This is a genomic window from Dyadobacter sp. HNCC25DJ183, assembly GCF_056895175.1.
The window spans coordinates 405,380-432,161 of the sequence record NZ_JBXHAP010000005.1 but is presented as its reverse complement, the minus strand read 5'-3'; the positions used below and the strand labels follow the sequence as shown (position 1 = coordinate 432,161).

25 protein-coding genes are annotated in these 26,782 nt (G+C 45.2%); 19 read left to right on the top strand and 6 right to left on the bottom strand.

Annotated features, from left to right (window positions below; all coding sequences use genetic code 11):
- The first annotated feature begins 238 nt into the window (after window positions 1–238).
- From AC1XTG_RS15225 to AC1XTG_RS15200, 6 genes are all read left to right on the top strand, one after another.
- The gene (locus tag AC1XTG_RS15225) at window positions 239–1,051 is read left to right on the top strand and encodes an MbnP family protein (protein WP_484842533.1); all 813 of its coding nucleotides are present in this window, start codon (window positions 239–241) and stop codon (window positions 1,049–1,051) included.
- 20 nt (window positions 1,052–1,071) lie between these two features.
- Window positions 1,072–2,193, top strand: coding sequence for a cytochrome-c peroxidase (locus tag AC1XTG_RS15220; RefSeq protein WP_484842532.1), 1,122 nt, complete (start codon window positions 1,072–1,074; stop codon window positions 2,191–2,193).
- 182 nt (window positions 2,194–2,375) lie between these two features.
- Window positions 2,376–2,711 carry a DUF6787 family protein gene (locus AC1XTG_RS15215; RefSeq protein WP_056292120.1) on the top strand — a complete coding sequence of 112 codons (336 nt, stop codon included), beginning with the start codon at window positions 2,376–2,378 and terminating at the stop codon, window positions 2,709–2,711.
- 120 nt (window positions 2,712–2,831) lie between these two features.
- On the top strand, window positions 2,832–4,154 hold the full coding sequence (gene ffh, locus AC1XTG_RS15210) for a signal recognition particle protein (protein ID WP_031528253.1): 1,323 nt from the start codon (window positions 2,832–2,834) through the stop codon (window positions 4,152–4,154).
- A gap of 2 nt (window positions 4,155–4,156) precedes the next feature.
- Window positions 4,157–4,657, top strand: coding sequence for a hypothetical protein (locus tag AC1XTG_RS15205; RefSeq protein ID WP_056292123.1), 501 nt, complete (start codon window positions 4,157–4,159; stop codon window positions 4,655–4,657).
- A gap of 83 nt (window positions 4,658–4,740) precedes the next feature.
- Window positions 4,741–5,982, top strand: a complete 1,242-nt coding sequence (locus AC1XTG_RS15200) for an alkaline phosphatase family protein (RefSeq protein ID WP_484842531.1) — start codon at window positions 4,741–4,743, stop codon at window positions 5,980–5,982.
- Between the two features lie 3 nt (window positions 5,983–5,985).
- On the opposite strand, the gene AC1XTG_RS15195 is transcribed toward AC1XTG_RS15200, so the two are convergent.
- Complete coding sequence (locus AC1XTG_RS15195; protein ID WP_056292129.1) at window positions 5,986–6,648, bottom strand: hypothetical protein; 663 nt, start codon at window positions 6,646–6,648, stop codon at window positions 5,986–5,988.
- A gap of 103 nt (window positions 6,649–6,751) precedes the next feature.
- On the opposite strand from AC1XTG_RS15195, the gene AC1XTG_RS15190 reads away from it, so the two are divergent.
- Window positions 6,752–8,209 carry an NADH-quinone oxidoreductase subunit N gene (locus tag AC1XTG_RS15190; RefSeq protein WP_484842530.1) on the top strand — a complete coding sequence of 486 codons (1,458 nt, stop codon included), beginning with the start codon at window positions 6,752–6,754 and terminating at the stop codon, window positions 8,207–8,209.
- Window positions 8,210–8,216: 7 nt separating this feature from the next.
- Here the strand turns inward: AC1XTG_RS15190 and AC1XTG_RS15185 are convergent, their stop codons facing one another.
- Both AC1XTG_RS15185 and AC1XTG_RS15180 read right to left on the bottom strand, forming a co-directional pair.
- On the bottom strand, window positions 8,217–9,176 hold the full coding sequence (locus tag AC1XTG_RS15185; protein ID WP_229238858.1) for a TraB/GumN family protein: 960 nt from the start codon (window positions 9,174–9,176) through the stop codon (window positions 8,217–8,219).
- 8 nt (window positions 9,177–9,184) lie between these two features.
- The gene (locus AC1XTG_RS15180; RefSeq protein ID WP_484842529.1) at window positions 9,185–10,777 is read right to left on the bottom strand and encodes a M28 family peptidase; all 1,593 of its coding nucleotides are present in this window, start codon (window positions 10,775–10,777) and stop codon (window positions 9,185–9,187) included.
- A 123-nt stretch (window positions 10,778–10,900) separates the two neighbouring features.
- Here AC1XTG_RS15180 and AC1XTG_RS15175 point away from each other — a divergent pair, with 123 nt between their 5' ends.
- From AC1XTG_RS15175 to typA, 3 genes are all read left to right on the top strand, one after another.
- On the top strand, window positions 10,901–11,164 hold the full coding sequence (locus AC1XTG_RS15175) for a DUF4160 domain-containing protein (RefSeq protein WP_484842528.1): 264 nt from the start codon (window positions 10,901–10,903) through the stop codon (window positions 11,162–11,164).
- 1 nt (window position 11,165) lies between these two features.
- Window positions 11,166–11,435: a DUF2442 domain-containing protein gene (locus AC1XTG_RS15170; protein WP_484842527.1), complete on the top strand. Its 270-nt coding sequence runs from the start codon at window positions 11,166–11,168 to the stop codon at window positions 11,433–11,435.
- A gap of 211 nt (window positions 11,436–11,646) precedes the next feature.
- Complete coding sequence (typA, locus tag AC1XTG_RS15165) at window positions 11,647–13,461, top strand: translational GTPase TypA (protein ID WP_056292139.1); 1,815 nt, start codon at window positions 11,647–11,649, stop codon at window positions 13,459–13,461.
- A 446-nt stretch (window positions 13,462–13,907) separates the two neighbouring features.
- Here the strand turns inward: typA and AC1XTG_RS15160 are convergent, their stop codons facing one another.
- The 3 genes from AC1XTG_RS15160 to AC1XTG_RS15150 all read right to left on the bottom strand — a co-directional run bounded on the left by AC1XTG_RS15160 (window position 13,908) and on the right by AC1XTG_RS15150 (window position 17,179).
- Window positions 13,908–14,180, bottom strand: coding sequence for a hypothetical protein (locus AC1XTG_RS15160; RefSeq protein WP_484842526.1), 273 nt, complete (start codon window positions 14,178–14,180; stop codon window positions 13,908–13,910).
- A gap of 85 nt (window positions 14,181–14,265) precedes the next feature.
- Entirely contained in the window at window positions 14,266–14,598 is a 333-nt protein-coding gene (locus tag AC1XTG_RS15155) for a hypothetical protein (protein ID WP_484842525.1), read from the bottom strand.
- Window positions 14,599–14,734: 136 nt separating this feature from the next.
- The gene (locus AC1XTG_RS15150) at window positions 14,735–17,179 is read right to left on the bottom strand and encodes a TonB-dependent receptor (protein WP_484842524.1); all 2,445 of its coding nucleotides are present in this window, start codon (window positions 17,177–17,179) and stop codon (window positions 14,735–14,737) included.
- Window positions 17,180–17,414: 235 nt separating this feature from the next.
- Here AC1XTG_RS15150 and AC1XTG_RS15145 point away from each other — a divergent pair, with 235 nt between their 5' ends.
- The 9 genes from AC1XTG_RS15145 to AC1XTG_RS15105 all read left to right on the top strand — a co-directional run bounded on the left by AC1XTG_RS15145 (window position 17,415) and on the right by AC1XTG_RS15105 (window position 26,741).
- On the top strand, window positions 17,415–18,455 hold the full coding sequence (locus tag AC1XTG_RS15145; protein WP_484842523.1) for a sensor histidine kinase: 1,041 nt from the start codon (window positions 17,415–17,417) through the stop codon (window positions 18,453–18,455).
- A 1-nt stretch (window position 18,456) separates the two neighbouring features.
- Window positions 18,457–19,173 (top strand): LytR/AlgR family response regulator transcription factor, encoded by a 717-nt coding sequence (locus AC1XTG_RS15140; RefSeq protein WP_484842522.1) that lies wholly within the window; start codon window positions 18,457–18,459, stop codon window positions 19,171–19,173.
- Between the two features lie 186 nt (window positions 19,174–19,359).
- A complete protein-coding gene (locus tag AC1XTG_RS15135; protein WP_484842521.1) occupies window positions 19,360–21,036 on the top strand; it encodes a hypothetical protein in 1,677 nt (558 codons plus the stop codon).
- Between the two features lie 269 nt (window positions 21,037–21,305).
- On the top strand, window positions 21,306–22,580 hold the full coding sequence (locus AC1XTG_RS15130; RefSeq protein ID WP_056292163.1) for a Glu/Leu/Phe/Val family dehydrogenase: 1,275 nt from the start codon (window positions 21,306–21,308) through the stop codon (window positions 22,578–22,580).
- A gap of 244 nt (window positions 22,581–22,824) precedes the next feature.
- Entirely contained in the window at window positions 22,825–23,916 is a 1,092-nt protein-coding gene (locus AC1XTG_RS15125) for a sensor histidine kinase (protein WP_484842520.1), read from the top strand.
- A gap of 26 nt (window positions 23,917–23,942) precedes the next feature.
- Window positions 23,943–24,242, top strand: a complete 300-nt coding sequence (locus AC1XTG_RS15120) for a Dabb family protein (RefSeq protein ID WP_056292172.1) — start codon at window positions 23,943–23,945, stop codon at window positions 24,240–24,242.
- Window positions 24,243–24,454: 212 nt separating this feature from the next.
- Window positions 24,455–24,754: a hypothetical protein gene (locus AC1XTG_RS15115; protein WP_484842519.1), complete on the top strand. Its 300-nt coding sequence runs from the start codon at window positions 24,455–24,457 to the stop codon at window positions 24,752–24,754.
- A 77-nt stretch (window positions 24,755–24,831) separates the two neighbouring features.
- Window positions 24,832–26,475, top strand: a complete 1,644-nt coding sequence (locus AC1XTG_RS15110) for a fatty acyl-AMP ligase (protein ID WP_484842518.1) — start codon at window positions 24,832–24,834, stop codon at window positions 26,473–26,475.
- A 17-nt stretch (window positions 26,476–26,492) separates the two neighbouring features.
- Entirely contained in the window at window positions 26,493–26,741 is a 249-nt protein-coding gene (locus tag AC1XTG_RS15105; RefSeq protein WP_484842517.1) for an acyl carrier protein, read from the top strand.
- The last annotated feature ends 41 nt before the right edge of the window (window positions 26,742–26,782 follow it).

The following is a 26,782-nucleotide window of genomic DNA, read 5'->3' as shown; positions in this document are numbered from 1 at the left end:
AACAGAGGTCAATCCTGGAAAAATGACTTTGAACATAAACGGAGGCAGGCCTCCCATATTGTTTAAAGGGCAAATATAGAAAAATTACTCTATGGGAACAGTAATGCACATTTTTAGGTAGATACATAAAAGATAAATGAGGCAATTGCACGAAAACAAAACCTCATTTCGCATAAATACCGCCTATTTTCTGTTATATTCTTCAGGTAAATACCTTCGTTCTGTTTCCCGATAGTTTATGAAAAAATACTCCTCAGTATCTGTCGCCATTACTTTCCTTGCACTGGCGCTTTTTCAACTTTCCTGCTCTAACGATGATGAACCGACTGTCGAATCAGGCAGTATGCTCGTGCATTTCGACAATATGGTCGGCAATGAAGACCTGGTTTTAAACAGCGGCAATTACATCAATGTGGCCGGAGAAGACTTCACTGTGACGCGGCTAAATTATTATGTATCAAACATCAGGCTCACCAAAGCCGACGGCAGCAGCTTTACGGTACCGAAAGATTCGAGCTACTTTTTGATCCGTGAAGGAAATGTACCCTCGCAAACCGTCAGGATCAACGATATCCCGGTGGGCAATTACACCGGAATAGAATACGTAATTGGGGTAGACAGCCTAAAAAGTATCGACGAGCCTGAGAACAGAAAAGGGATTCTGGATATATATACCGGCCCGACCAATGAAGAAACAATGTACTGGAACTGGAACCCGGGTTATATTTTCCTGAAATTCGAAGGGAAATCAGAGGTGTCGACCACAGCTAATGGAAAATACGAGTACCACATTGGTGGTTTCGGCGGCCGAACCGAGAAGACGCTTAATAATATCAAAACTGTTAAACTGAGTTTTGGAAATCAAACGGCAGCTGTGTCAACCACTACGTCGCCGCAGGTCTACATTAAAGCGGATATCCTCAAAATCTTTGATGGACCGACGCAATTGAGCATTGCGAAAAACCCGGGTGTGATGTTCATGCCTTTCTCGGCAAATATCGCGGCTAACTATGCAAATATGTTTAGTGTAAAGGAAGTGCAAGCCAACTGATTACAAGTCAGTAGTCTGGTATGAAAAACGTTTTCAAATTTTTGGTAATGCTCGCCTGGCTTGCGCTGGTCGCATTTTCTTGTGGAAAGGAAACCGAAAATCCGAAGCCTGAGCCTGAGCCAACGGGTCCTAAATCCGTACAATTTAAAAAGCCCTCGTATTTTCCGGAGCCTGTTTACGATCTGTCGAAAAATCCATTGACAGAAGAAGGAATCGAGCTGGGCCGGTTTCTGTTTTACGACGGTATTTTGTCACGAACAGATAAAATCGGATGCGGAACCTGCCACCAGCAGCAGGCTGCCTTCACCCACCATGGCCACGATCTCAGCCACGGCGTCGACGATCTGATCGGCACGCGGAATTCACCCTCGGTACAGAATATGGCCTGGAGTACCTCATTTTTCTGGGACGGCGGCGTGCATGCTATGGACGAAGTTCCCCCGGTACCTATTCAAAATGAAGTAGAAATGGGCGAACGTACCGGCAATGTGATTGACAAGCTTAAAAAAACGCCGGTAGCAGGTGCAGCCAAGCAGGTTGATTATCCCAAAATGTTTAAAGCAGCTTTTGGAACAGAAGAAATCACGGCGGATAAGATGATGAAAGCATTGTCGCAGTTTATGATGACGATGGTATCAGCTACCTCGCGCTACGACTATTATTTACAAGGCGACGCTTCTGCATTGAATGCACAGGAAAAGGAAGGATTGTCTGTTTTCAAACAAAAATGCAGTTCCTGTCACGCTACGGAGCTTTTCACCGATCATAGTTTCAGAAACAACGGACTACCACCCAACCGGATCAACGATCAGGGCAGGTATGCGATCACTTTAAATGAAAATGACAGGTTAAAATTCAAAGTACCCAGCCTGCGTAACATCGGGCTAACCGCGCCTTACATGCACGACGGCCGTTTTAATACGTTGGAGGAGGTACTAAACCATTATGCCAACGACAATGTAAAATCCAGCATCCACGAATCGGTTACCCTTGATCCGCTTCTGAAAACCGGCGCAAAGCAAGGTATACAACTTAATGCAACTGAAAAGCAGTCCATCATCGCTTTTTTGCGGACATTAAATGACCAGCAGTTTATCAGTGACAAACGCTTTTCAGATCCGGGCGTCGGGACATCGTTCTAGGCTATCGGCTTTCGGCAATTAGTTTTCAGCGTTTAGCTTTGGTGGTTACTTTTAACTTTTAATACTAAAAGTTATACTTTATCCACTGACTAAGGTCATGATTAAACATTCATTAAAATCAAGGAAAATTGCGATGCGCATTGTTTCTTTGCAGGGAATTCAAAAAAGCAGGTAAGTAAAATATGCAAAGCGGAGAAAAAAATGCACAGCCCTGGTTGGGCAAAATGCAGGAAAGATGGGGTTTGGAAACAACCAGGCAAGTTCTGATCGTACTGGCTGTTTTTAGCTTGGCAGGTTCTTCGGTAGTGTGGTTCAGAAAAGGACTTTTTTACCTCCTGGGCTACGATGATCTTACTCCGATGTGGCTTAAAACCATCACCTACATCATTTTTATATTCCCGATGTACCAGACGCTGTTGCTGGCTTACGGGTTTCTGCTGGGCCAGTTTTCGTTTTTCTGGGAAAAAGAAAAGAAAATGTTCCGCTGGGTTGCAGCCAAGTTTAAAGGCAACAAATAAATCAAAGATATATCCCGCATTGATTTTCAAGGAGTACAGGATTCCCTTTCCTGTACTCCTTATTTTATTTATACATTTGTGATTATTTCAATTCAGATCCAGAATAATATTTTATAATCCATGTTTGAGAACTTACAGGATAAGCTAAACAATGCCTTTCGCACACTAAAAGGAAAGGACAGGATATCCGACATAAATGTTGCCGCAACTACCAAGGAAGTACGTAAAGCATTGGTCGACGCCGATGTAAACTTCAAGGTTGCAAAAGAAATTACAGACCGGATCCGCGACAAGGCGCTTGACAGGAAGATATTGATCTCGGTTGAGCCGGGACAAATGTTCGTCAAGATCGTGCAGGAAGAGCTGACCGAATTGATGGGCGGCCAGGCAGAGGCAATCAATATCAAAGGAGATCCTGCCGTGATCCTGATCGCAGGTTTGCAGGGTTCGGGTAAAACGACATTCTCTGGTAAGCTCGCTGCATTGCTGAAAAAACAGGGACGCCAGGTATTGTTAACCGCTTGCGACGTGTACCGTCCGGCTGCGATAGACCAGCTGAAAGTGCTCGGCGAGCAGGTTGGAGTCGAAGTGTATTCGGAGCCTGAGAACAAGAATGCAGTGAACATCGCGCAAAACGCCGTGGCTCACGCGAGAAAAATCGGAAAGAAAATCGTGATCGTGGATACTGCGGGCCGTTTGGCTGTAGATGAAGTGATGATGAAAGAGGTGGAAGATATCAAATCTGCGGTGCGCCCCTCCGAAATCCTTTTCGTTGTGGATTCCATGACCGGACAGGATGCGGTAAATACAGCCAAAACATTTAATGAAAGACTTGATTTCGACGGGGTTGTTTTAACAAAACTCGACGGTGACGCACGTGGTGGAGCGGCGCTTTCTATCCGTCAGATTGTCGACAAGCCGATCAAATACATCAGTACCGGCGAAAAAATGGAAGCCCTCGACTCCTTCTATCCAGACAGGATGGCGAGCAGGATCCTGGGTATGGGTGACGTAATCTCCCTTGTTGAGCGCGCGCAGCAGGCTTTTGACGAAGACGAAGCGAAGCGTATCAATGCCAAAATGCGTCAGAATAAGTTTGACTTTGACGATTTCCTTGGCCAGTTACAGCAGATCAAGAAAATGGGTAATGTCAAAGACCTGATCGGCATGATCCCGGGAATGGGAAGCGCAATGAAAGATCTCGATATCAGCAATGAATCGTTCAAACCTATCGAGGCGATCATTCAATCAATGACCAAAAAGGAGCGGGAAAATCCGGATATGATCGACGGCAGCCGCAAAAAGAGAATTGCTGCTGGTAGCGGAACTACTATTTTGCAGGTAAACAACCTAATCAAGCAATTTGATGAAATGCGCAGAATGATGAAGAAAATGAACACGATGCAGGCAGCTGGAAAGCTGGGTAAAGCAATGCGCCGCTAGTAATGAAAAAACTGCTCTGCCTCTTCATATTTATTTTTACATTAAGTACCGGAACGTTGCAAGCACAGGCTTCCGTGGGTTATTACCCGTGGAGCAGCCTGCTTTCCATCAGTACCAATTCACGGAAAGCCATTTGGCTCGATACACGGTTTCAAACCAACTCACTATTTAGTAGTTTGAGCGTGGATCTGCTTCCGATGATCAACCTGAAAAGAGGCGAAGTGGTACAATGGTACATTGGCGGCGGACTTCGCCTGAATCCGCTTTACCGCATTGCAGACGCGGACGCAGATTTGATCACCATCGATGGATATTCGCTTAATGTAGGTGTACGGATTTCACCTTTACCTCAAAACCGGAACATTCAGCTCGCTCTCGAACTGAACCCGTATGTAAAAGATGAATTTGACAGCGGGGTATTGAAAAGCCACTTTGGGCTGGTTTATGTTTTTGGCAAAAAGAAAAAGACAGAGACAGTACCTGAACAGCCCGTCAATCCCTGACATTTAATAATTTCTTAGTACCTGAATGCTCTCAAATCCGGCAAAATCACCGTTAATTTGAGGGCATTTTTATTTTATCACGAATGAAATTTCTACGGTTAACCCTCCTGAGCTGCGTGCTGCTGACTTGTCAAAACGAAAGCATTCTTGCGCAAACAAAAATCAAAAAGACACTTTTTGTGATCGTTGACGGAATTTCAAGTGACAGTAAAGAGAAAATCCCCACACCTAACCTCGACGCAGTCGCAAAAACGGGCGGTTATACCCGCGCACACGTCGGCGGCGACAAAGGTACTTACTCAGAAACACCTACAATCTCTGCTGTGGGTTACAACAGCCTTCTGACCGGCACCTGGTTTAACAAGCACAATGTACCTGATAACGATATTAAAGATCCGAATTACCACTACTGGACTCTTTTCCGCTTTCTGGAAAGTCAGTACCCTTACAAAAAGACCGCCATTTTCTCAACCTGGCTTGATAACCGCACCAAGCTGGTAGGTGAAGGTTTGGAGCAGACCAACAAATTACAGCTCGACTATTCCTTCGATGGCTTCGAGCTGGATAACATCCATTTCCCGCACGACAAGCAGGCAGAGTACATTCACAAAATCGATGAGAAAGTAGTTGACGATGCTGCGGCTTACATTTACAACAACGGACCCGATATGTCGTGGGTATATCTTGAATATACTGATGATATGGGCCATCGTTTTGGCGACAGTAACCAGTTTCACAAGGCCATTCACATTATGGACGATCAAATGGGTCGGCTTTGGAAATCGATCCAGTATCGTGAAAAAACCTTTAATGAAGATTGGCTGCTCGTTGTTACCACCGACCACGGGCGCGACGCCAAAACAGGTAAGGGACATGGTGGGCAGTCGGACAGGGAACGGGGAACCTGGATTGTGACCAATGCGAAAAATCTGAATGCAAACTTCAAAAACAACCCTGGTATCGTGGATATCATGCCAACAGTAGCGCGCCACATGGATATAAATATTCCAAAAGACCAGGCATTCGAGGTAGACGGAATTGCATTCACGGGCAAATTGTCGGTAACAAGCCCCGTTGTGAAAAAGGAGGAAGGTAAGCTGCTGGTTTCCTGGCAGGCAATGGAGAAGGACGGAAATGTGAAAGTGTGGCTGACAACTACCAACAACTTTGCCAAAGGCTCGCGCGATCTTTACCACCTGGCGGCCGAGGTACCTGTTACAAATGGAAAAGCCGAAATAGATATCAGTAAATATCCATCCGGCTTTTTCAAAGTGGTGTTAGAAGCTAAATATAACAGCGTTAACCGCTGGGTTGTCGAAAAGTAGCGATCAGTTTCCGCCGCGCCCTGCTTTATAGGAATCGTATTCTTCCAGTAACTTCATGAGGTCGTCGTCGCCGGCAAAGTCCAGCTGCTGTTCCCGGATCACATATTGCATTTTATTCTTCTCATCCGTAAGCAGTTTCAGGAAGCTGTTGCGATTTTTCAGATCTACCAGGTTCATTTTCCCGTCCTTCAAAATGTAAAGCTTTGCCGAGGGGTCCATTTGCATGGTTGCGCTCGCCTTTTCCACCTTGATCGGCTTCACGTATTTTTTCAAAAGCTTTGTATTTCCATCGTACATCAGGCGGTAAAAGCTTTTCTCGGATTGATCGGCAACAGCAGGGTAGCCACTTCTGAATGTATATAAGTCAGTACCAGTTGGAAGATTGAATTCTTTGATCCCTCCCGAAACCCGGTACATACCAGAATCCGCTTTGTACTCCAGCTCGTCTTTATTCACATCGTACCGGATTTTGATCCCGTCATGCACGCGGTCGTCACTGGTGCGGACACTTCCGGTGTACCATTCTTTGAAAAGATAATGCGAGCCGTCGCTGCTTGCCGAAGCTTCATTATAGGGAGTACCTGCCAGGCCGGTGGAGTCCTGGGCAGTTGCAAGCTGGGCCAGAAGTATCGGTGTCAGGAGAAAAAATCTTCTAAGATATTTCATGATTTAAGTTGGTTAATTTGATAAGTTCGAAGTCGGGTAGCCGCTCAGGCTGGTTTCCCTGCCATCTTTAAGTACTTTTGCCAAAAAAATTGTACCCGTTCCATTGAATATAAGCGAGCAGCTCATACATATACGCCAAAGTTTAGCAGGCATCGTTCCGGAAATTTTCCTGGCTTTTCTTTTTTGTTTCATTCTGCTGGCTGAGCTGCTGTTTTTGAAGCGGGTTGATGCCAAAAAATCTGCCGCTTACCTGAGTAGCATTGCGCTCGCTGGAAGTGTGATTGTCATTTTGCTTCTGCTTCTGCAATGGAATGCCGAACCTTCGTTCCGCTTCCATCCGCTGCTGTTTCTGGATCGCCAGGCCGTTTTTTTCAAACTACTGATCGCATTTGCGTGGCTGTTTACATTGCTGCATGTCCGGATACTCAAATATGATTTCCCTCCCGAGTTCAATGCATTGCTGATTGCGGCGGTTGCAGGAATGAACCTGTTGAGTATGTCAACACATTTCCTCTCCATTTACCTGTCGCTCGAACTGATCTCAATCAGCTCTTACGTGCTGGTAGCGCTGTCGCCTTACCGGAAAGCAGCCGAAGGCGGGATCAAATACCTGCTTTTTGGATCAGCCAGCTCAGCGGTCATGCTTTACGGGATTTCCCTGGTTTACGGAATTACGGGAACAATGGACATCACCAGTGAAATGATGACGATCGGGCTGACCAACAATCCGGATTTTGTGGTAACGGTAACCATTGTACTGACAATCGCCGGGCTCCTGTTCAAGTTATCGCTTGTTCCTTTTCACGTCTGGACACCCGATGTTTACGAAGCCGCACCTACCCCACTCGTTTCATTCCTCTCCGTAGCGCCAAAAGCTGCAGTGATATTGGTGTTAATGCGACTAGCGGGAATTCTGCCTGCACAATACTTTCCGATTTTGGGAGGTATCGCGCTGATCAGCATTACTGTCGGGAATGTGGCTGCACTCTGGCAAAGCAATATACGTAGGTTACTCGCTTATTCTTCCATTTCACAAGCCGGTTACCTACTCGTGGGTATTGCAGCATACAGCAGATTTGGCTTTGAATCGGCTGTATTTTACACAGCAGCTTATCTGATTATCAATATGGCTGCATTCTTCCTGGTTGATTTACTCCAGCCCAGATCCGAGACCGCATTTACGGATTATGAGGGATTAGGTAAAAAATCGGTGTGGATTTCGGCGGCTTTAACGATTGTAATGGTCGCGCTGGCCGGACTGCCGCCTACCGGTGGTTTTACTTCAAAGCTGCTGGTGTTTTCGGCACTTTGGGAAAGTTACCATCAGCAGGAATTCCCCTGGATGCTATGGTTACTGATCGGCGGTATTTTGAATGCGGCGGTTGCACTCGCTTATTATATGAAGCTTCCCTATCTGTTGTTTTTCAAGAATGCGGGAAACAAACCTTACAGCGGAAATGATGGGTTTGCGGGTAAGATTGTGGCTGGTTTGCTATTGGCCGCCGTGCTGTTGCTGTTCTTTACGCCCGAGCTGCTTACCACCTGGATCTCTTCTTTTTGATCTGAGCTTAAAGAACAGGCCGGATTTTGTATCCCTGTTTCCGGAGCAATGCGATTACACCACGTTCGCCGCCCAGGTGGGCCGCTCCCACTGCAATGAACGTCGGCTTTTCTGAAACGATCTTCTCAATGCGCGAGATCCATTTTTTATTTCTGTCAAACAGCATAATTTCCTCGTTTCCGTCGAGGCCAAACTCACTTTTTAACGTCAGTTTGTAAAGCTCGTTGATGTTCTGCGTTTTGTAGAGCGCAACAAGCTCTTTGAACTCATTCCGCGCTTTTGGCAGATTATCGATCATCGCCAGGATCATTTTCACCTGGTCTTTGTAAGGTATTGAATCAAAAACGGCCATTTGCTCGTCCATCGATTCTATCCCTATCACTTCTGATTGCTGTTTTTTGGCAAGTTCCACGAGGGACATTTCGTACGATTGCGGCTGACAATTCAGCACTGCATTAAACAGCGGCCCCATTAGTACAAAGGGTTTAGCCTTCGCAAACATTCCAATCCCAACTCCCACAGAATCTTTGTAAAACTGATCGAGCTTGTTGTATTCCGATTCGGAAACGAGTTTTTTCAACTCGTTTCCGTCCCGCATATTCATCGACTTCATCATATTCATCATCATGCCCGGATCGTCCATATCCATTTCCAGCGCCACCTGCTCTGTTTTTGATAGTGCAGATTTAACCGAATCACTCAGCGCAAAATCAGCCGGGCAAATCAAATGAATGGTACCAAAGAGATAGGAAGGCTTGGGTTGCCCTGGTTTGGTGATCTCCCAAAGCAATGCATTTTCAGTAGGTGCCTGGGCAAAGCCTGCACCTGCAGAAATCAAAAAAGCAAAAACCCAAACCAAAACCTTCATATAATAAGTGTTTATTCCTGTCAGTCTGTCTTCGACTGCGCTCAGACTGACAAGTTTCATTCTCCTTCCTCCCTTTCCTCCCTCCTCCCTTTTCTCCATCAAAAAAACTACTCCTTATTGCTATCCACCAAAATCCGCTCGTCCCGGTTAACTAGCTCCCAGGCTGTATGGAAAACCAGCTTCACGATCGATGATTGTTTGTCGAACAGGATTTTTTCCACATCGTCACCTGGTTTGTGATAATCTTCGTGCACGCCGGTAAAATAGAAAATGACCGGCACGCCAACTTTGGCAAAATTGTAATGGTCGGAGCGGTAGTAAAACCGGTTCGGATCTTTCGGATCGTTGAATGTGTAATCAAGCTTGAAGTTGACGTACTTCTTATTTGCTTCTTCACTGATCTCGTGCAGCTTCGAAGACAGCTTGTCTGAGCCGATCAGATATACATACTTGTGATCATTTCTGTGCGCTTCGTCAACCCGCCCGATCATATCGATATTCAGATCGGCGATCGTGTTTTTCAATGGATAAAGCGGATTTTCGGAATAATATTCAGATCCAAAAAGCCCTTTTTCTTCGCCGGTCACATTCAGGAACAGGATACTTCTTCTTGGTCCTTTTCCTTCGGCTTTGGCTTTACTGAAAGCCTCTGCGATTTCAAGCAGTGACACAGTCCCCGATCCGTCGTCATCTGCTCCATTGTTGATCTCTCCATTCGGCGAGATACCGATATGGTCAAGGTGCGCGCTGATCACCAGCACTTCATCCTTCTTGTCGCTACCTTCCATAAATGCAGCAACGTTTTCGGTGTCAATCGTCTCGCTGATCCGCTCCACTTTCATCGACACCGAGCCTGTCGGATTTTTGGTCAGCGCTTTGCCCGATTTCTCAATTGACTCCCGGCTTTTGGCGAGTTTCGCAACTGAAGTATTGAGGATTTTTGCGCCTAAATCCTGCGACACACCAAATGCCGCAATGTTATTCGGATTCTCCTGAACCGGTTTCAATGTGGGAGCACTGAACCTGCGCGCCATTGCTGCACGCTGGCGGATCTCCTTATCAAGATCGTCCCCAGTTTTGTCAGTAATGATAAATACATATTTCGCTCCCTTTTCATGGGCCAGCTTCACTTTGTTCTGCCAGCCGACAGTCGCGCCCCATTTACTCTTTTCAGTAGTACCGCTGAGGAGGTATTTTCCGTCCGCACTTTTAGGCTCGCCTTCGAAGATGATCACCGACTTGTCTTTAACATCCAGGTTCTTATAATCAGAATAAGCCTGGTCCTCGATACCAAATCCCGCAAGTACAACATTGGCCGAGATCTCTTCCGGCACGGTCAGCAGTCCATTGAGGTAAAAGTCCTTATTGAACTCAAACTTCTTACCGCCTGCTTTTACATACACATCGCCGTAGCTTCTTTTATAGAGCGTGTACTTCTGAAGATAGCTTTTTGAACCGTCGGCAGCAGTTGCAGCAGGCTGCAAACCGAATTGCTTATAGTATTTTGAAACATATTCAGCCGCTTTTTTCTGCCCCGGCGAACCGGTATCGCGACCTTCCAAACTGTCAGAAGCGATAATTACAAGGTGTTTTTTAAGATCTTCCGGGGTAATGCTGTTTGCGTATTTGACAGCATCATCCTGCGCATTTGCAATCGTTGCAGCGGAAAGAAGTATCCCGGCCAGCAAGTTTTTGTTCATAGTAATGTTCATTGTTATGTCAATTGTTACAAAGTAACTAAACCCCGTGCCGAATGCAAAATGCAGGTGATTTGCGAATGGATTATAGTTGTAAATTTGAACTTCACTTATACACACTGTTTTATGCCCGAAATAAGCCGCTTTCTGGGAATTGTTATTCGCATGTTTTTTGACGACCACAACCCTCCGCATTTCCATGCCGAATTTCAAGATTTTAAAGCTGTCATCGGAATAAAGAATGCAGAGCTGCTTGAAGGATATCTTCCGTCAAAACAATTAAAATTAGTACAGGCCTGGGCAATTATTCACGAAGCAGAATTGTTAGACAATTTTACCCGCCTGGGAGAAGATCATAAATCGTGGAATAAAATAGATCCGCTTAAATAAGATGCTTTACTATATCAAAAAGATCATTTCAGTTGAAGATTATACAGTGAAGTGCCTGTTTAATACCGGTGAAGTGCGTGCTGTCCATCTTGAAAAGGTTATAGAAAGATATAAACTGATCAACGATGGACTAGTAAGCCGGCTGGCTGATCCTGACTATTTTAAATCAGTAAATCTAGATTCTTACGGAACATTAACCTGGGATAATGGTGTTGATTTTGACCCCGATAATCTTTATAAAATGTCAGAAGCAGAAATAGTCACATTCTGATAATTTCTATTAGATATTGCACTTCTTCGAGTATAAAGCCCCATTTTCAGCCGGTAACAATTATTTAATTGTAAAATACTGTTATTCAGCAGAAAATGTAGTACATTTGCACCTTATTTTGACACTACTTCAGTCAAAACAAGCATAGCGGGGCCTGTTAAAACATCCAACTATCCAATTCAGGTTTCGTAAACAATTGATCTATAAAACAATGCAAGCCATTCGTAACATCGCAATTATTGCGCACGTTGACCACGGTAAAACCACATTGGTTGACAAAATCATCCACGCTTCAAAGCTCTTCAGGGACAATCAGGAGTTCGACGACCTGATTCTTGACAACAATGACCTGGAACGCGAACGTGGAATTACAATTGTTTCTAAGAACGTATCGGTGCGTTACAAAGATGTTAAAATCAATGTAATTGATACACCAGGTCACGCAGACTTTGGTGGTGAAGTGGAACGCGTACTTAAAATGGCGGATGGCGTATTGTTGCTGGTCGATGCATTCGAAGGCCCAATGCCGCAAACGCGCTTCGTATTAGGAAAAGCGATCGATCTGGGATTGAAGCCGATCGTAGTTGTGAATAAAGTAGATAAAGAAAACTGCCGCCCGGAAGAAGTTCAGGAAAATGTATTTGACCTGATGTTCAACCTTGGTGCAACAGAAGATCAGCTTGACTTTGTAACTGTTTACGGTTCGTCGAAACAAGGCTGGATGGGCCCGGATTGGCAGAAACCAACTGATAACATTACTTACCTGCTGGATACGATCATCGAATCGATTCCTGAGCCGAAGATCGACGAAGGTACTTTGCAAATGCAGATCACTTCGCTTGACTACAATGCATTCGTAGGTCGTATCGCGATCGGACGTGTAAAACGCGGAACAATCAAAGAAGGATCTACATTGTCACTTTGCAAAGCTGACGGTGTGATCAAGAAAGTGAAAGTGAAAGAATTGCAGACTTTTGAAGGTCTGGGAAGAGTGAAAGTGTCAGAAGTTACAGCGGGAGATATTTGCGCAGTAACCGGGATTGAAGATTTCGAAATTGGTGATACCCTCGCTGATCTTGAAAATCCGGAGCCAATTGCACGTATCGCTGTGGATGAGCCAACTATGAACATGCTCTTCACGATCAACAACTCTCCATTCTTTGGTAAAGAAGGTAAGTTTGTGACATCACGCCACTTGCGTGACCGTTTGCTGAAAGAAACTGAGAAGAACCTCGCATTGCGCGTTGAGCCAACAGATACAGAAGATAAATTCCTTGTATTTGGTCGTGGTATCCTTCACTTGTCGGTATTGATCGAAACAATGCGTCGCGAAGGTTACGAATTGCAACTGGGCCAGCCTCAGGTTCTTTTCAAAGAAGACGAAAACGGCGAGCGCCTTGAACCAATCGAAACATTGGTTGTAGACGTTCCTGAAACAACAGCTGGTAAGGTAATCGAATTGGCAACGCAGCGTAAAGGCGAGCTTTTGATTATGGAGCCAAAAGGTGATTTGCAACACCTTGAATTCCTGATTCCTTCAAGAGGTTTGATCGGTCTTCGCTCAAACGTATTGACTGCAACACAAGGTGAAGCTGTGATGACGCACCGTTTCAAAGAATTCGGTACATTCCGCGGACCAATCCCTGGACGTATCAGCGGTTCTATTATTTCTAAAAACACAGGACCAGCAACTGGTTACACCATTGATAAATTGCAAGATCGCGGCCGTTTCTTTGTAGAGCCGGGCGACGAAATCTACGGTGGACAGGTTATCGGCGAGCACAACCGCCCGAACGATATCGTAGTAAACTTGCAGGAAGCGAAAAAACTGACCAACATGCGTGCTTCTGGTACAGATGATGGTTTGAGAATCGCACCGAAAATCAATTTCTCTCTGGAAGAAGCAATGGAATATATTCAGAAAGACGAGTATCTTGAAGTTACGCCTCAAAGTATCAGAATGCGTAAAATATACCTGGAAGAAAACGACCGCAAGCGTTATGCTTCTAAATTGGAGATGGTTTAAGCCGGATCTTATTTGCTGTTAAAAAACGAGGAAGCGCTGGCGCTTCCTCGTTTTTCTTTTTCTGACCTATAACATTTCCGGCTGTTAGACAGCTATTCAGAATTTGAAGTTTTGATTATTTCGTTGAGCGCCTCAACTTGCTTCTGATGCGTCTGTCTTGTGAGAAATATATAAATCAGTAGTCCAACTAACACAAAGCCCAGAATTTTCATCGGATTTGAACTCAGCCTTTCACCAGCTTGGTATTTTATAAGACCTAATAGTACCAGGAAGAGCAGAATTGATGCATCCAAAATCAAAGGCAAAGGTGATCTAAACATGAGTTCCCTATAAAGGAAGAATGAAAGTGCTACCCGGGTAATTACCAGCAAGATGATAATTCCGGATACTGGTCTTTTGAATGTTTTTATATTGCTCATAAGCTACATAATGGTTCAGATATGTATTCAGCATCCGGCAGAGCAAGTACCAAGCGTATCAAAAGCGGTATTTTCACAATTAAAATAAAGTGAAACGGAGACAATCAGACCTGCCGCGCCGGCCATTCCTCCCGAAATTATTCCAGCTGCTAAACTTCCTCCAATTTCCAAAACAAGCTCGTTTTCGCAAGATGCCATATCAATATTGAACTGTTGGCTACACATACCCGGACAATTTGGGAATTTCATGTTTGCAAACCGCTTATTGAGAGATTTTATCGAGATTTGTTTAACAAGCATATGCGCGAAGCTATTGGTATTTACCTTCTCTGTTTCAAGATACTGAGCTATCTTCTGAAATTCTCTAATAGCTTCGAAAACACGATCAGGGTCTCCTCCCGCTTTGATTTACAAATTCCCGAAGATCTTGCTCCGACTTTGTTTTTTGAAGCTTTAAGATCTCTATACTAGAAAGATTACGCTTTTTGACGGGAGACACCAAGTTGGCATTGATGAATAGCAGAAGATCAGCTGCTGCTTCTGCTGCCGTTTCTTGAGAAAGATTGTTGGCATCGACTCTTAGCAGCTTCAACTCGCTACTTGCCTTTCCAATCTGGGCTTTGTCACGTGCAGGCAGCGCATCTCGCTCGTTATTGCACGATAAGGTTGAAATAATGACGAACAAACTGCAAACGAATACTTTGAATAGCTTTTTCATCTTACTGTTTTTTAGTTGTTGATTAATCACTGACTAACATTAGATCTCGATTGAGACCAGGACTAATCAACTCCCAAAAACCTCTTTTCTCCAATCCGTTTATTTTTCGGCTGGCGCCAATGATCAAGGTAATTTTCTACAACCGTTCCTTCTCCTCGTCTGACGCATTATTGTTGTGCCTCCGCTTTCTTGCAAAGGTCTCCTTGCCGAAGCGATAGGTGAATGCAGCTCCGACCCGCCGGGTATCTGTTCTGTTCGTCTGGAAGTATTCCGACCGGATTAAGCTGATAGATCTGTTGTGGTAAACCCAGGAATGAAATATGTCTTCTACTGAAAGCCGGATACTCGCTTTTCCATTCCAGATCTTCTTCTGAACAGAAGCATTGGCGCGGTACATTCCGCTGGTGACAGTTTGGCCTGTAAAATCCCGGCTGGCGTAGTAGCCGCCCAGCTCGGCAGTCATTGTTTTGCTTAACGTGAAGTAATTATTGAGTTCAAAACGGGCGATATTGCTTTTAAAATCAAGCTCTTCGGTAAGTACCTTCCCTTTCAGCCCTACTCTCGAAAGCCGCAAAGTCGTGTTAGTATACCACCATTTAGTAATCGATGCAGAAACTGTGGTGTTGAGCAGCGCCATAAAACCTCCGCCAATGTTGTCCGGCCGGTTTATAAAGATCGTATCGATCGTTTGGGTGGTCGGGAAAATGGTACTGCTGAACTTGTTATAGCTCAGGCCCATATTCAACCATTGCTTACGCTGGTATTTCAGCTCCGCACGGGTCTGGTACTGCGGGTTCAGATCGGGATTCCCTGAGCTATAAGTATACTGATCGCGCTGAAAAAGGAATGGGTTCAGCAGCTGGTAATTTGGCCGGCTGATCCGCCGCACCAGCATTAGACCGAAGGTATTATCGCCTTTTTTGTCAGGTTTGAAGCTTACAAAAGCGCTTGGGAACAAGCCTGTGTATTGTTTCCTGAAAGTGGTGCCGGCAATTGCCTCATTACCCAGTTGAACGCCCTCGATATTTGTGTTTTCAACCCGCAGCCCAAGTTGCACTCCCATTTTGCCCCAGTTCTTTTGTGCATTCAGATAAGCTGCATTGATGTTTTCTTTGTACTTGAAATGATTGGATTGTGTGTTGTTGATGCTCTCACGACCATTTTCAAGATTGTAGTAGTTAAATACATTATCAGTATTGATCAAACTCGACTTAAAACCCGCCTCGATTTTTCTCTTTTTCGCAAACGGATGCACATAATCCGCTTTGGCTGTATATATGTTGAAATCGGCCGGAATGCGGTAAATAAAATCCTCCCGCCTGATCATTTCACCCGAAGGCTCGAATGCGACGTTCCGTAAAAACTGGTTTCCATTATTTACGTAATGCAGGTAATTAGCATCTACGGCCAGCTCGCGCCCTGCTGTATTAAACTTGTGCAACAAATTAAAATTCAATCCTGTATTGTTCCGCGTGTCGCCGCCGCTTGTTCCGCCGGAGCCGGTTACTGCCAGTTGATTAGATGCATCGTAATTCCTGCTGTCGTAATCGAAGTTCCCGTTTCTTTTGGTTCTGTTCAAATTCAGGATCAAGCCCAGCGTGGTTTTCGGCGTCGCTGCAAAGTCGATACCTACATTAGCATTGACACCATTGTTTCTATAAACCTGCTCATTCGTCAGGTCCACCCGCGAAGCCAGCCCGCCTGATTCAGTATAAAATCTTCTGTCAAATACATCTTCACTGTAATTTTTCTCAAAACCATATCCCAGATTGGCAAAGGCATTCCACTTTTTATAGTTGTAATTCAGGTTCAATGCATTGTTTGTTCTTGCATACTTACCCTGGCTCAATCCCGCAGAGAAGCTGCCTGTCAAACCGCCTATCCTGTTTTTCTTTAAGCGAATATCGATCACTGCGTTCCCGCCCGCATCGTATTTCGCCGAAGGATTGTCTATCAATTCTATCTTGTCCAGCAAACCGCCCGGCAGCGATTTCAGGTAAGCAGCCAGATCTGCACCCGACATGTAAGTACTTTTCCCATCAATTAAAACCAGCACGCCACTTTTTCCATTCAAACTGATTTCCCCATTCCCATTTACAGAAATGCCAGGTGTTTTTTCCAAAACCTCCATTGTATTGCTCGTCGCACTGCTGATCATCGATTCCACATTCACAACCGTACGGTCAATTTCCTGCTCAATAAGCGGCTTTTTAGCTTTTACGGTTACTTCTTTCAACTCGATGTTCTTAGCTGGAAGCAATACAATTACCGGCAGCACGATAGAGGAATGCGCACTGTCGAGTGTCATCGGCACGCTTATGAATCGTTTTTGGCCAATCGAGGATAAATCCAGCAAAAATGTCCCGCTTTCCAGTGCATTGATCTGGAACTTGCCGCCCGCATCGGTAATCCCGCCTTTTACAAAAACAGAATCAGGCATTTTCAAAACGCGTACGGTCACTCCGGGCAAAACCTCATTTCCGGCATCTTTCACCGTACCCGAGATTGCATGCGGCGCTGTTTGGGCATATAGTCTGCCGACAAAAAGAAAAATGGTTAAAAAACTGCTTATCGTTTTCATGGCTTCATCAATTTGAAAATGTTCTGATGAAGCAAATATTCACAGCAGCGCAGGCGACAGAAAATAATAGTGTCGTAACTTTCCAAATGGCTGACAGACGCTGCAAACAGCGGGTCGAAATGATTGAAAGGGATATTTCTGCATTCTGTCAGGAATTGCGGTGCGTCCGGCAGAGAGATTTGAGATGTCAGATCGCGAAATGCACATTTGTGATCTCATAAAATGACAAGTTGAAATGGAAACGAAAACGGATATCTGGACAAAGACCGGTTTTTCAACGCGGGATAAATACATTTTCCTTTCTGCCTGCGCCGCCGGGCCGATCTGGGTAGCGATGCATTTTTTCCTGAATATCCTCGGCGTAAGTGGTGATGAAGCGCTGGCAGCAGCTTTAACTGCGTTTTTTCTAGGAGGTGTATTCACCGGCCGCTACTTCGCTGAACTGGCCATTGTGCGGATCAAAAAGCCACAAAAGTTGCTGTTGTTTGTTCTTTGCATTTTTGTAGTCAGCTTTATTACAGTGCTGGCGCAACTTGGCTTTTCACAGGAACGCTTATCAGCATTCGGTCTGCTGCTGGTGTGGGTGCTTTTCATGATCATCAGCATCACACTCGGCATGTTCGTCAAGCTCGTACGTGCAATTGGTCTCGATGAATTACAGGAAGCACGGAGCCAGGCAGCGCATAGTAAAAGCGAGTTGCATTTGCTCCAATCGCAATTAAGTCCGCATTTTTTGTTTAACACATTGAATAACCTGTACGGACTATCCATTACGCAGCACGAAAAAATTCCGCCTCTGTTGCTCAAACTGGCTGATTTGCTGCGCTATTCCGTTTACGACGCCAGCGAAATGTTCGTCCCGCTCAAAGATGAGCTGGCTTATATTGAGAACTACATTGATTTCGAAAAAATCAGGATTGGCGAGCGGCTGCAACTGACTACGGATATTGAAAAAGTAGTCGATACACAAATTCAGATCGCGCCGATGCTGCTGATCGTATTTGTGGAAAATGCATTTAAACACTCAAAGAACACAACCGACGAGAAGATTTACATCGATATATCCATCAAAACCTGGAATGGACTGATCTTGTTTTCTGTCAAAAACTCGCGCGGACCGGCGAAAGAGGAAGTGAAGATCTTTGAAAAAAACAGTGGTTTTGGACTGCCGAATGTAAAAAAACGCCTCGAACTGCTTTATCCAAATGCACACGAGCTGACGATCAAAGAGGAGGCGGATTCTTACCAGGTCATTTTGAGACTTAATGCGCATTAAAATGCAGAAAATCAATTGCCTCATAGTCGACGACGAGCCCATCGCGCGGGATATCCTCAAAACTTACTGCGCGCATTTTCCCTATCTGAATGTGGCAGGTTCAGTTGGCAACGCATTGGAAATCAAGCCAATCTTATTCGAGCAAAAAGTCGATATTCTTTTCCTGGATATCAATATGCCGGTAATGGACGGAGTTACCTTTTTGAAAACACTCAAAAATCCGCCGCAAGTCATTTTCACAACTGCTTACCGCGAATATGCGCTCGATGCATTCGAACTTTCAGCTTGTGATTACTTATTGAAACCGTTCTCGTTGGAACGCTTTGTTGTGGCAGTCGACAAAGCGGTCGAACGATTGCAGCCAAGTAGCCCGCCGGCTATCGAAACTTCTGCGCAAAAGCCTGATGATTTTATTTTTATAAAAACCGACGGCAAAATTTTCAAAGTACTGTTTAATGAACTGCTTTACGCGGAAGCCAGTGGTAACTACATCAAAATAGTACTTACAACCAGCACGCTGCTCCCGGCAATGACATTCTCGAACTTCGAAGAAATGCTGCCAAAAAGCACTTTTATCCGCATTCACCGCTCCTTTATCGTCAACAAATCAAAGATCAGCCACATTGAAGGCAACCGCATTTTCCTCAACCAAACCGAGCTACCGATCGGGACGAGCTATCGGGAGGGTTTATTGAAAGAGCTCGGGCTGAATTCATAAGTAACTTCTTACTAAGCCGCAAGTTGTTCTCATTATTTACCAGTCAATAAGTCATATCCGCCGACAGCACATCGGCAAAGAAGCCGTATACAGTACTTCATACATTGTTAACAGATCTGCCTGACTTCAATGCGATCTATTATAACTCTTGTATCAGGTCTGCTATCAATGAATTGTTCCCGAATATTGCCACGTCTGATATGTACCTGCATTATCTTCTCCTACTTTTTCCTGATCATACTGCATGCTGTTAACATCCCAAGGGGTGACGACCTTTATTGTCTGCTGTTGTTTACCCAATCTTTCAGGGATGCCAAAAGCTGGACACAATGTTTTCAGTTGCTGTTTGAACAATGGGTCGAGCATCGCATCATCTACTCCCGACTCACTGCGCTGGCTTCCTACTGGCTGCATGGCACCCTGAATTTCAAAACGATTATGATAATAGGCAATGCGTCGCTGCTTGGCATCACATTTCTTATTTACAGACTCCTGCAAAGAATTGGCTTATCGATTTCCTATCTGTTACCAGTGGTATTAACACTTTTCAGCCCGGTTATGTATGAAGGAAATCTCTGGGCAGGAGCAGCTACGGTTTACATGCCGGTATGTTTTACCGGCATGTTATCTATTTACTTACTTACCGTTCCTTCGCGCATCGCTTTCGTATCGGCAGTGTTTGCTGCAATATTAGCTACCTATTCTTTTGGCAATGGGATGTTTACTTTTCTTGCTGGATGCGCCGTTTTACTGTATCTGAAAAAAACTCTGACAGCCTGCCTGTGGATGCTCGTTGGTCTGGCCGCTGCACTAATATATTTTGGTGGTTTCAAAACCCACAGTGCAACGAGCGCATTTGACTGGGCAGTTCATTTCCGATATCCCGCATACATTTTCTACAATTTTTCCGCGTTTGTAGGAGGAATATTCAACTACTATGAGAATGTCAATGGCCCAGTTGCCTTACAGAATATTCCCGCCATTTTGTGTGGTGTCGCAATATCTGTTTTTATAGCTTGGAGCCTGTTTAAAATTGCTACCACTCGGTCGCACGATGAGCGCGGAATGTTCGCTGTCAAAGCTACGTGGATAGGATTTGTTATTTTTATCGGCATTACTTCTGTGGTAATTGCCTATTCCAGAACCTCGGCACCACAAATGACGGTGGTTTCCAGCAGGTACAAGATCTACTCAATGACTGCCTTTCTGCTGGTTTACCTGTGGTGCCTTATCTCTTTTAAAAAGCAAAGGACTATCGGGATTATTTTTGCGACTACCAGTGCAATTCTGCTCGTATTTAATTACTTTGTTTACTATGAAAAGTTTGTTAACTATAAGTCGCACAGCTTAGCTGGCCTCTTTAATTATACAAACCGTGGCCAATGGATCATATACAACGGCTCATACTTTGAAGGTGCAAGCAAGCTGATTTGCGATAGTATCCGCAACAACCCTAAGCCGGTTTTTCATTTCCAGCCTGTTTTCCACGAGCTTAGTAGGGAAGCACTCAGCAAAGCACCTGCTTTGCTTGATGTGCGGGTTATTGAGAACAAACATTCTTCCAACCGATTTATAAGCAGTATTTCTGTTGGCACTAATGCATTTCCTACCACGCCCAATATGTCGCAGGGAGTGTATTTGGTTATGTACAATGAAGAAGATATCGTTCTTTTTGCTGCAAATCCATTGAAAAACGGGAGGTTTAATATGCTGCGGCAGCGGAATTATTTCAAGCCTGGATTTTACCTGGAAGAAGACATCCATAGAGCGATGCGCAAGGGCAAGGTCTACAAACTTGCCGTGTTCTGTCCGACAGAAAAGGAGAAGCTCAGGCTGATTAATCACCAAATTACGGGTATATAACCCCCGGAGATACTGAGCCAAACAGCCCCCGTCAACTCTTTTTTCGCATTTTAGTTTTGAGTAAAATGCATTCATCAAATTTGGAGTAATTGCGCTATACCAGCAATTTATTCTGACATTATGACTACCATAAAACAATCTATTTTCTAACACTTATTATACTATTTCAAGAATTTTTAGTTTTTTGTTTTTATGTGAACAAATCCTGTATGTTTGTGTTGTTAAATACACATTATTCATTAACATACTTTATTTCAATTAGTTATAAAATGTCATATATAGAACCAGCTCCCATTAAGGACAAAGAAAATCCTTTGGAGTCAATGATGCAGCGTTTTGATAAAGCAGTGGACATTCTAGGAATATCCGAAGAAATGTACCATATATTGAAAGTACCACGCAAGCAGGTAATTGTCGGTTTGCCAGTCACAATGGACTCAGGCGAGATCCGGACTTTTGAAGGTTACCGCGTGATCCACTCTACCATCCTGGGCCCGAGCAAAGGCGGTATCCGTTTTGATCCGGATGTAAATCTCGACGAAGTGCGCGCGCTTGCCGCGTGGATGACGTGGAAATGCGCAGTAGTGGATATTCCTTACGGAGGCGCAAAAGGTGGCGTTGCTTGTAATCCAAGAGAAATGTCTGCCGGTGAGATCGAACGTTTGATGCGCGCTTACACCACTGCATTGCTCGATGTTTTCGGCCCCGACCAGGATATTCCTGCACCGGATATGGGAACTGGCCCGCGTGAAATGGCGTGGTTAATGGATGAATACTCTAAATCGAAAGGAATGACAGTACCCGCAGTGGTAACAGGAAAACCGCTCGTCCTCGGCGGGTCACTGGGCCGAACGGAGGCAACGGGCCGCGGCGTAATGGTTTCGGCACTTGCCGGAATGGAGAAGCTGCGCATTAATCCTTACCGCGCTACTGCGGCTGTGCAGGGTTTCGGTAATGTAGGCTCACACGCGGCTATGCTGCTCCGCGACCGTGGCGTGGCTATTCACGCGATCAGTGATATTTCCGGTGCTTATTACAACGACAAAGGAATTGATATTGCTGCCGCAGTAGCTTACCGCGACGGCAATAAAGGTTCGCTCGAAGGCTTTGCAGGCGCAGAACTTATCCCAGGCGACGATCTGCTCACATTACCTGTCGACGTGCTGGTACCAGCCGCCAAAGAAGACGTAATTACCCGCAAAAACGTATCCGGCATTCAGGCAAAAATGATCGTCGAAGGCGCAAATGGGCCTACTTCTTCCAAAGCCGACGATATTATCAATGAAAAAGGAATTATGGTTGTGCCGGATATTCTGGCTAATGCGGGCGGCGTGACTGTTTCTTATTTTGAATGGGTTCAAAACAGGATCGGCTACAAATGGACGCTCGAACGAATCAATCGCCGTACCGACCGGATCATGAAAGATTCATTCGATAAAGTCTACGAAATTTCTCAAAAACACAAAGTATCACTCCGCATCGCTGCATACATCGTGGCGATCGACAAGGTTTCCAGTACTTATAAGTTTAGAGGCGGGTTTTAGGAAGTCATTTGTTGTCATTGTGGTCATTTATTGTCATTGAGGTCATTGAGGTTATTTATGTTGTAGTAGATGTTTAGGCAAACTAGCACACTTCCGACACTAACAACAACAATGACAATTAATGACTATTAAATGACCACCAATAACCCCCTTTCCATCAACATTACCCCTACATTAACAAACCCCGCTGCTGCATCTTCTTAAAGACAGAAATGTTAACTTTAAGGCAACAAAGCAGCTCAGTATGTCATTAAGTCCGCGTTTTATCGCATTTATCCTCGCGTTCCTTATCTCGCTCATTACCACTACATTTCTTGCATTTGTAGACGGTGTTTCAAAGGGTATGTTGTTCGTTGTGGCGATTGCCTCCTTCATCTCATCCTTCTTCCTCGTATTGTATGCCGTCGACATCCTGGTTTTCCGGGAGGTGAACAAAATGTACCGTACGATACACAAGCTGAAAATGCGCGATTTCAATATGGCGCCGCGCAAAAAGCTGATCCAGGAATCAAATCCCCTGAAAACGATCAACGATGAAATTTTTGTTTATGTAACCAAAAAACAGAAAGAGATCGACGAGCTTAAAAAGCTGGAATTGTTCAGAAGAGAGTTCCTGGCCGACGTTTCGCACGAATTCAAAACACCTATTTTCGCAGCTCAGGGCTTTATTCACACATTGCTTGATGGCGCCATGGAGGACGAGAATGTACGTGAAAGGTTCCTCAGAAAGGCCGCGAATAACCTTGATAGTCTTGATGTACTGGTTAAAGACCTGCTGGTTTTATCCCAGATGGAAACCGGCGATATTAAGATGAACCTGCTGCCTACGGACATGCGTCAAATGACAATCAACATTTTTGGCCGGCTTGAAAATATCGCCAAAGCCAAGAATGTAGTGCTGAAAGTGAAACCCGACGAGCTGCCGGAAGTCTGGGTAATGGCCGACGCCGACCGGATGGAGCAGGTAATGCTCAATCTGATCGAGAATGCGATCAAATACGGAAATGAAGGGGGAAAAGTAGTTGTACAGTTTAGTGAAGGCAAAAAATACATGGAGGTGGCTGTGAGAGATACCGGCCCGGGTATCCCACATGAACATTTGAACCGTATATTTGAGCGTTTCTATCGGGTAGACAAAAGCCGGAGTAAGGAAATCGGCGGCACCGGTTTGGGACTGGCGATCGTAAAGCACATCCTGAATGCGCATAATACCAAAATTGCAGTGATGTCAAAGCCCGAGAAAGGAACGACTTTCTCATTCAAACTTGAAAAAGCCTTTGGTACCACACACGCCGAGGCTGGGGAGGAAGAAATAACAGCCCAGTTGAATTCTTAACATTTCAAATCCATAAACCATTAAGCATGTTTGTACATAACGTATTTTTCTGGCTCAAAGAAAAAGACAACGCGGCCGCGCGGGAACAACTTCTGGCAGGTATCAAGTCCCTGGAAGCAATCGAATCCATTGAATCCGTTTACATCGGCACCCCAGCCGCAACCCGTCGCCCGGTCATTGACGCCACTTACGACTTTGCCGAAATCCTGGTCTTCGCCGACGAGGCTGCACACGACGTGTACCAGGTTCACCCACTTCACAAAAAATTCGTAGAAGAGAACTCGCACCTTTGGGAGCGCGTGCTGATCTACGACGTAGAGGCATAACCGAATGCAAACATTTGTTAACAAGTTATCCACAACCAGCATGTGGATAACCTGTTAATAAATCCACATTAACCGCAAATACAGCGCGTTAACCTGCATTTACGAGTTATCTACACTGTGGATAACTTATTTGACAATACGTTTGCCAGCTGCCTGATGGCACTATTCACGGAATGGGATCGTTTTATAGAAAGTACAAAACGAACGAAGCCATGAGAACAAACAGAGTCATGTTGTCGGTGATCGTAACGATTATTACAGCAATAAGCATTTCATCCTGTACCTACCGGTCCTCCTACAATCCAGGCTATGATTATGGTTACAGGCACGGGCATCGGTATTATTACCGCGCACCAGCTCCACCGCCACGTGTAGTGGTCGTGAAGCCGCACCGCCGGGTAATACATGCGGATCACTACAGACCAAGCCGACAAAATGATAAAGTATACAGACGTCAGTATAACCGGGGCAACCGATATGGTCATGGAAACAGGACCAGGGGACCAAGATGACGTAACCATTTTAAGCCTTAATTAAACAGGCCGGAAGCCGGAGATAACTCTTCGCTTTCCGGCCTGTTCTTTTATCTATGCATATACTCGATATACTGGAATCAGATGCTGAGTTGTATCCGGGCAAACTGGCTTACGGCTTTATAGGCAAAGACGGCGAATTGACCGAGCAGATATTTTACGCTGAGCTAAGTCAGCAAGTAAATGTCATTTCGGCCGGGCTCTCCGATCGGTATCCGACAGGCTCGCGCGTGCTGATCTTGTTGCCTGCGGAGGCCGCCTTTATCCGCTTCTTTCTTTCGTCTCTGAAAGCAAAACTCGTTGCGGTACCTTGTCCGATTGGTTACTCCGAATCGGGTATTCACCGGATCCTGAATATTATCCGCAATTGTGAAGCGGCAGCGATCATCACCAACAGAAAAACCTTTAAAATGCTTTTCCAAAGGCAAAATGATGCCGTAAAATCGTTACAGGATTGTTCTGTTGAGTGGCTGTTTACCGATGAAATGGCATTTGATACCGCGCCTGTCAGCAATGCGGTTCAGAAAATTGATCCTCACCAAACGGCTTACCTGCAATATACCTCCGGCTCGACTAGCCTTCCTAAAGGAGTGATGATCAGTCACGCCAATCTGGTGGCTAACCTGAGTGCGATCAACAACTGTTTTGGAAGAACTGCCGATGATGTTTCGGTGACCTGGCTGCCGCATTACCATGATATGGGTTTGGTAGACGGGCTTTTATCTCCTTTGTATACGGGCGGAACAGGGATTGTCATTTCTCCTCTTTTATTCATTACCAAACCGTTTTTGTTCCTTCAGGCTATCAGCAACTACCGCGCAGGATTTTGTGGCGGTCCCGGTTTCGGACTTGATCATTGTGTTGCCAGAATATCCGGCGAACAGCTTGCAACACTGGATCTGAGTTCTTTGCGCGTGCTATATGTAGGTGCGGAACCGATACGCATATCCAGCCTCGAAAGGTTTGCTGAAACCATGAAAGTCACCGGGTTCCGGCGCAACAGCCTGGTACCCGCCTATGGATTGGCCGAAGCTACACTGGCCGTGAGCTTACATTTGAATGGAACGCCGATGGTCTACCACAAAACAGCTGACCATTCCAAGGAGGTAGTCGCCTGCGGGCCGCCGGTGGAGTTTACCGAAGTTGCGATCGTTTCGCCAGAGACAAAGCAGGCATTACCACCGACCGAAACAGGTGAGATATGGGTCAAAAACGCTGGTGTGGCATTGGGATACTGGAAAAACCCGGAAGCTACGCAAGCTACTTTTCGGGCATATACCAGTGATGGCGACGGACCTTATCTGAGAACGGGGGATCTGGGCTTTATGGAAAACGGGAAACTCTTTATTACCGGCCGCACCAAAGAGCTGATTATCATCCGCGGCGTGAATTACTATCCGCAGGATATTGAAGAGGTGGTCGCCGAAAGCCACGTGGATGTTCAACCCAATGCAACTGCCGCCTTCTCAGTCAATACCGAAATTGGCGAATCGCTCGTGATTGTAGCAGAAGTAAGACGTATAGCACAGACAGATGAAGATTCGGATCAGATCAGGAACAAGGTCGCGCACAGTGTCGGGCTTGCATTTGGATTGATTCCTCACAAAATCCTGCTGATTCCTCCCGGTAAGCTCCCCAAGACTTCCAGTGGGAAAATTCAGAGGCTGCATGCAAGGGAATTATTTGGTAGTTTTGACTAAAACAATGAATTACTATAATGAATAAAACATTTACAGAAATCTCTGGTTGGATCGTTGAAAGCATAGCGCGCCACGCAGAAATGGATCCTTCGCAGGTACAGGTAGACGCGGACATCGTCAATTTCCGGCTGGATTCCCTTATTTTGGTCAACATCACAGCCGACCTGGAAGAGTGGCTCGGAATGGAGCTCAGTCCATCCATATTCTGGGAAATGGGCACGATCGAAGCTACAACCCACTGGATATTAGAGAATCAAGAAGTTTAGCATATATTGCTGCCTCTTATCTACTTACTCAATCGTTCATA